The 6,092-nt window shown below is 69.4% G+C and carries 8 protein-coding genes; 6 read left to right on the forward strand and 2 right to left on the reverse strand.

Going from position 1 to position 6,092, the window contains the following annotated elements:
* Positions 1 to 30 precede the first annotated feature (30 nt).
* Positions 31 to 249, reverse strand: a complete 219-nt coding sequence (locus tag DW178_RS10780) for a YlcI/YnfO family protein (RefSeq protein ID WP_286168689.1) — start codon at positions 247 to 249, stop codon at positions 31 to 33.
* 168 nt (positions 250 to 417) lie between these two features.
* Entirely contained in the window at positions 418 to 693 is a 276-nt protein-coding gene (locus DW178_RS10785) for a hypothetical protein (protein WP_052118776.1), read from the reverse strand.
* Positions 694 to 1,240: 547 nt separating this feature from the next.
* Between DW178_RS10785 and DW178_RS10790 the strand changes: the two genes are divergently transcribed.
* The 6 genes from DW178_RS10790 to DW178_RS10815 all read left to right on the forward strand — a co-directional run bounded on the left by DW178_RS10790 (position 1,241) and on the right by DW178_RS10815 (position 5,992).
* Positions 1,241 to 1,612 (forward strand): YraN family protein, encoded by a 372-nt coding sequence (locus tag DW178_RS10790; RefSeq protein WP_096227021.1) that lies wholly within the window; start codon positions 1,241 to 1,243, stop codon positions 1,610 to 1,612.
* 205 nt (positions 1,613 to 1,817) lie between these two features.
* Positions 1,818 to 2,582, forward strand: coding sequence for a ParA family protein (locus DW178_RS10795; protein ID WP_033499416.1), 765 nt, complete (start codon positions 1,818 to 1,820; stop codon positions 2,580 to 2,582).
* The gene (locus DW178_RS10800; RefSeq protein ID WP_096227022.1) at positions 2,569 to 3,525 is read left to right on the forward strand and encodes a ParB/RepB/Spo0J family partition protein; all 957 of its coding nucleotides are present in this window, start codon (positions 2,569 to 2,571) and stop codon (positions 3,523 to 3,525) included. Before DW178_RS10795 ends, DW178_RS10800 begins: the two co-directional genes overlap by 14 nt.
* A gap of 210 nt (positions 3,526 to 3,735) precedes the next feature.
* A complete protein-coding gene (locus tag DW178_RS10805; protein WP_015540324.1) occupies positions 3,736 to 4,182 on the forward strand; it encodes a CopG family transcriptional regulator in 447 nt (148 codons plus the stop codon).
* Positions 4,170 to 5,441 carry a relaxase/mobilization nuclease domain-containing protein gene (locus DW178_RS10810; protein ID WP_096227023.1) on the forward strand — a complete coding sequence of 424 codons (1,272 nt, stop codon included), beginning with the start codon at positions 4,170 to 4,172 and terminating at the stop codon, positions 5,439 to 5,441. The genes DW178_RS10805 and DW178_RS10810 overlap by 13 nt, the downstream gene beginning before the upstream one ends.
* Positions 5,438 to 5,992, forward strand: coding sequence for a hypothetical protein (locus DW178_RS10815; RefSeq protein WP_073293304.1), 555 nt, complete (start codon positions 5,438 to 5,440; stop codon positions 5,990 to 5,992). The genes DW178_RS10810 and DW178_RS10815 overlap by 4 nt, the downstream gene beginning before the upstream one ends.
* Positions 5,993 to 6,092 lie beyond the last annotated feature (100 nt).

Genomic DNA, 6,092 nt, shown 5'->3' on the forward strand with positions numbered 1-6,092 from the left:
TCTCTAGAAAACTTGTCTTACGGGTCTTGACTACTCATAGCTGGTCTTTTTCGCGAGCTCTTCGATCATGCAGGTGCGCACGAAGGCGGAGAAGCTCATGCCCCGCAGGGCCGCCTCCTCCTTCGCCGCGTCGCGCAGGGTGTCGGGGATGCGCAGGGTCACGGAGACCTGGTCGCCGTCCACCAGGAAGCTTCTGATCTCGGTCTCGTCGGGATTGCTCTTGATGAGCTCCTTGTAGCTGTCGGGCATCTGCGCTCCCATCGCTCGAAATGCAATACAAATGCGTTTGCAGCATTATAACGCGACGGCACGCGGCGGCACTGGGAATGCGAGGACAGCCGATGTCCAGGCTTTATATGAGCGCGGACGGCGATGGACGCCCTGATCGGGCTTGGATGGCCGCTTTCGTTCGGGTCCTCATCTCTCGTTTTCGCGAGGTTTGGCGTTTGCCCATTCCTCGGCGTAGAGAACCTCGTTCTGAGCCTCCAAGATTCGCGCGGCGTCGCCGATGCGCTCGGCGCACCTCTCACTTATCGACTTCAGGGCCAGAATCCCCTCGACGTCGAGCGGGTCCAGCTGGTCGGCATGCGCCAGGGACTCGAGCAGCTGGTCCAGGCCCCTCGCCAGCCTCCCGGCATCGCACACGGCATCGATGAGCTCGATGCGCTCCAACTTCTCTTCGTGGCTCAACATCAGCTCGCCTCCTTCTCTCAACGGACGTGTCGCGCAGCACCGTAGCCGTTCCATGCGGAGAACCATCTCGCCGCCCGCGGTCCCGTGCGCATATCGGCCGCAAGCGGCACGGGAAAGCCGTCCGTCCCGACTCATGCCGCGGCGCCGCGACTCGGGAACCCGCCTCCGTCCCCGCCACGACGTCGTCGTCAATCCCCGCGGGAGCCCAGCAACCGCCGATGGGCCGCATCCCATGCCCGGAGGGTCTCGGCGCCCACGCCGGATTCCATGCCGCACGCCTGCGCCCCTTTGATCCGAATACCCGCCCCGGCGCTCCTTGGACGCGCAGGGTCGCACGCCGGCAGGCGGCCAGCAAGGGCCGCGACACTTTTTCGGGTTCTTCGCCCCATGCGCTCCGCGCGCGAACAACGCGAAAAACTGCCGTCGGGAGACTTCTATTTCCATGCCCGACTTCGCTTCCTCCCTTGCAGGCACGCCCGCGCTGCATGCGACTCACGCGGCGCAAGGCACGCCACAGGGGCGGGCCTCAGAGTCTAAGGAGCAAGACATGAACGACATGAAGGAAAAGGCGATGGGCGCGGTCAAGGCCTTCCTCGAGCGCAAGGGCTACGAGATCGTCGACGAGGCCTGGCAGGGACCCGAGGGCATCGGCGGGATCGACCTCGTGGCGGTGGACGAGGACGGGACCCTGGTCTTCGTCGACGCCACGGTCCGGATCGGGACGGACGGCTTCCCCGAGGCCCACAGGGCGCGCGGGCTGCGCGAGGCGCTGGCGGCGAGGTGGCTCGCCGGCAACGGCGACGACTACGCCGACACCCCGGTCCGCTTCGACGAGGTGGCGATGATGGTCGTCAAGGAGAACCGCGCACTCCTTCGCCACCACATCAACTGCTTCGGCGAGATGGAGCCGCTCTCCTAGGCGGCGCGCCCGGCCCCGGGCTCCCGGGGCCGGGCTTTCCCCCGAAACCGGCCCCTGTACCACGAAAACGTACATATACGTACGTTTTCGTGGTACACTCCGCTTGTCGGACAAATCCGTACGGTTTTGTCCCGACGCTCCGAGACTCGGGGCGCGCCGGACCGGATGCGGCGAGGCGCGCCCCACGCTAGAGAGGACGCGACCCATGCGCACGATAGCCATTTCCAACTACAAGGGCGGCGTCGGCAAGACGACGACCGCCGTCAACCTGGCGGCCATCTTCGCCGCCAGGGGCCTTCGGACCCTGCTCGTCGACCTCGACCCGCAGGCGTCTGCCACCGACTTCTTCGGCCTCTACGACCGCGCCGCCTCCGAGCGCCGCACCTCGGTCGAGCTGCTCTACGGCGGCGCGCCCGTGGAAGAGGTCGCTTACGCCGCCGGGGAGGGCCTCGACGTGGTGGCCTCGACCATCGACCTCGTCGACCAGAACGAGATGCTCCTGCGCGAGCAGCGCCTCAAGTTCGCCCTCGACGACGCCTCGGGCTCCTACGACGTCTGCCTCATCGACTGCAGCCCCGTGATGCGCAGGCTCGCCTTCAACGCCTACCTCGCCGCAACGGAGGGCGGCATGGTCGTCATCCCCGTGAAGCTCGACTCCACCGTGATGCGCGGCACGGCGCTCACCGTGGAGGCGACGCGCTCCATCGCGGACGCTCTGCGCATGCCCACGCCCAGATGGAAGATACTGCGCACCTGCGTGCCCGGCCGCATGACCAACGCCGAGGCCACGGGCGCGGCCGTGCTCGACGGGTTCTTCCCGGGCGAGCAGTTCGAGACGGTCATCCACGCGAGCAGCAAGGTCTGCGAGGGCAGCTGGCAATGGAAGCCGGTGGCGGCCTTCGAGCCGGGGAGCCGCCCCGCACGCGACTACGAAGCTCTCGCCGACGAGGTGTCCCGTGAGCTCGCCTAGCCAGGTGGCCGCGGGCTTCACCATCACGGGGCTTCTCGACGGCGCGTCGCGCACCCGCGGGCGCTACCCGGTGTCCGAGATAGCGGTGGCCGACATCGCCGACCACCCGGCGAACGCCGCCTACTCCATGGACCCAACGGGGATAGCCGAGCTCGCCGAGTCCATACGCGAGGACGGCCTCACCGACCTGCCGCTCGTGCGCAAGGTCGGCGACGGCTCGTGGCAGATGGTCTCCGGGCACCGGCGCAAGGCCGCCTACGCGCTGCTCGCCAAGGACGACCCCGCCTACGAGAAGATGCCCTGCCGCGTGATAGAGGGCATCGACGACGAGCGGGCGGTGACGCTGCTCCACGCCGCGAACTACTTCACCCGCGCGCTCACCGTGACCGAGCGCGCCGCAGCGACCGAGGCGCTCAGGGGCGACGCCGTGCGCCTGCGCTCCGAGGACCCGTCGCTTTCCGGCATGCGCGTCGACGACGTGAAGGCCGCCATCATCGAGCGGCAGACGGGCCGCAAGGTCTCCGGCAAGACCATCGCGCGCGAGGAGAGGCTTGCCCGCCGCATCGCCGAGGACCTCTCGCCCGAGTGGGCCGCCGAGGCCGACCGCGGCAACCTCAGCGCCGAGGCGGTGCGCACGCTCGCGGGCATGCCGAAGGAGCGCCAGGCGGAGATGCACGCCGCGATGGAGCCCTGGCGGCGCACCAAGCGCGAGCTCTCCGACTACGTGAGGAGCGAGGGCAAGACGCAGGCAGGCCCCGACGGCCGCATCGCGAAGGCCGCGAGGCTCGTCGCCGACTTCCTGGAGAGCCCGCCCGAGAGCCCGAGCCCGGCCGACCTCTCGCTGCTGCGGGAGATGGCGCTCATGACCGCGCCCTACACGGATGCGGGCACCGATGCCCGAAAGCGCCGCAGAAGGGCCTCAGGCCCGAAATCCAGCAAGTAGCCTATGGCGTCCGACATCGCGTCGGGCGTCCATAGCACTTGGGGACCGGGCGGCCTCGGACCCGTCATGCCGCGGGCCGTTCGGGAGCCCGCTTTCGCGAGGCCCGGTCCCAGAGGCGGCGCCCGAGCCGGGCCGCCGCCTGCGGGGGATCCCCCGCACCCCTAGAGAGACGCGCCCGCCGCGCGGCGGGCCCGAGGAAAGGAATCCGCCATGGAAGAGGAAGCCGGCGCCGCCAAAGGCAAGGAGCGCCGCGTCACGTTCCGCATGGAGGGAGGCGACTACGACGCGCTCTGCGAGCGGTGCGAGCGTGCCGGCCTCAGCAAGTCGGAGTACCTGCGCTACCTCGTTCGCATACCGCTGTCGACGGAGGCCAACGCGGGAGACGAGCACCGCATACTCGTGGACCGCAGAGCCCTGTGGGCGATGTCGCGAGAGCTCACGAAGTGGGGCTACCACTACAACCAGGCCGTGCACGCGATGAACCTCATCAACTTCCACGCCCGCCACGGGCACGTCGACCGCGACCTCGTCGCGGATAGCATCCCGACGATCGAGCGCGAGCTCGCCGACGTGAACGCCGCGGCCCGAGAGATGGCGGCGGAGCTCGGTCGCATCGGCGCCGACTCGCTCGTGGAGGGCTCGCCATGCCGATCCTGAAGCCGATAAGCGGCCACGGCTCGACGGGCGGCATCCGCCGCTACCTCGAGAAGGGAGGCCGCGCCCTGGCGCGCGACCTGTTCAACCTGAGCTACGACGAGCGCGACGCCGGCGCGCTGGGGGAAGACGCCAAGGAGGCCTGCGCCTGGGACGCCGAGATGGACGCCACGCGCGCCGCGTTCGGCACGGACGCACCCTGGAGGGGCAAGCCCGCGCGCACGTTCAAGCACTTCGTGCTCTCGCCGGACCCCGGCGACGACATCGACCTGGCGACGCTGCGCGAGCTCGCGTGCTCGTGGGCGCTCAGGCACTTCGACGACCACGAGATCGCCATCGTCTACCACGACGACAACGCCCGCGGCATACCGCACGCGCACATCGTCGTGAACAACGCCAACCTCCGCACCGGCTACCGCATGCAGACCCAGCACCCCGAGGACCTCAACCGAGACCTGCAGGACATGGCGCGCGAGCGCGGGCTGTCGGGGCTCTCCAACGACCGGGCGCCCGAATCTCCGTCGAAGGCGCGCGGGCGGGCAGGTGCGGGCGGGCCCAGGAGCCGCAGGAGCGTCTACCTGGGCCGGGCCGAGAAGGAGATCATGCGCTCGGGCGGCTACTCGTGGGTCGGCGACATCCGCGCCCGCGTCGCGCTCGCCAAGACCACGGCGCGCGACGAGGCGGAGTTCTTCGGCATCCTCGACGCCCTGGGCGTGCACGTCGCCGACAACTCGGCCAAGGCGCGGCGGGACGACTGGGTGTTCAGCCTGGCGGAGGAACCGTCCAAGAAGGTAACCGGCGAGCGCCTGGGGTTCGTCTACGGCAAGGAGATGCTGCGCCGGCGCTTCGAGCGCGAAGGCGCCTACCGCCCCACGGACGCGAGCGCCGCGCGGATCCGCGAGGCCGCCGAGCGAGCCCTCGAGCTCAACGACCTCTCGGAGCTGAGCAGGCTCTCCTCGGCGCTCGAGACGTGCGCGAAGTTCGACGTCGAGTCCATCGAGGAGTTCGGGCTCAGGATGGCGACGCTCGAGCGGCGCGGCCAGGCGGGCGGCGAGGGATACCGTCGCCTCGAGGCCGCCCGCGCCTACATGGCCGAGAACGGGCTCATGCCGCTCAAGACCCGCTACGGGGACGGTGAAGGGCGCGACGATGCCAGCGGCAATTCGCGCCAGTGCCACCGAGCGGACGAGCAACAGCGCATCCTCGCCGCCGAGCGGCAGCGGGCCCAGCAGGACCAGCGCAGGGAGAGGGGCCGGAGATGATGGTGAGGATAGAGTACGAGGGCGGCAGGACGACGCTGTTCGACACGCTCTCGTTCACGGAGGGGTCGCCGTTCTCCGGCGCGAACATGCTCACGGAGTTCGAGCTCGAGATGCGGGAGGAGCCCGAGAAGGGGCTCTGGCTCACGGCGAACTGGCACCAGGTGCGCGACGACTGGCGCGCCGACGCGCCCGCGGACGGGATACCGGCCGCGCGCAGGTCCCGTGGCTGGCGCTTCATGCTGGCCTCGGAGGCCGAGCTGGGGCGAGCCCGCCGCGTCCTGCTCGACGGCGACGAGGCGTTCGCCCGGGTGCGGGGCTTCCTGTGCGACGCGGCCGCGATCGGCGCCTGCTACCGCGAGCACGTGGGCCCTCCCTCAAAACCGCTGAAATCGCAGATAAGGGACCTGCAGCGCGCTCTGGGGAGGGCAGAGGTCCCGGGCGTGCCCGACGAGCTGGCGAGGCTGCTCGCGCAAGAGAAGGAGGAGGGCGCCGACGAGGGCGCCCGCAAGGTCAAGGAAGATTGGGGTGACGTCGATGAAGAGGCTTGGTAGGTTCCTCATGGCGGCGCTTAAGGTCACGCTGGGCTTTTTCGTCTGGCTGTTCCGTGCCGTGTTCAAGTGGGTGATGTGAGAAGAGGCGGGCAATTGCCCG

Source organism: Eggerthella sp. AM16-19 (assembly GCF_003474385.1).
Taxonomy (GTDB): Bacteria; Actinomycetota; Coriobacteriia; order Coriobacteriales; family Eggerthellaceae; genus Senegalimassilia.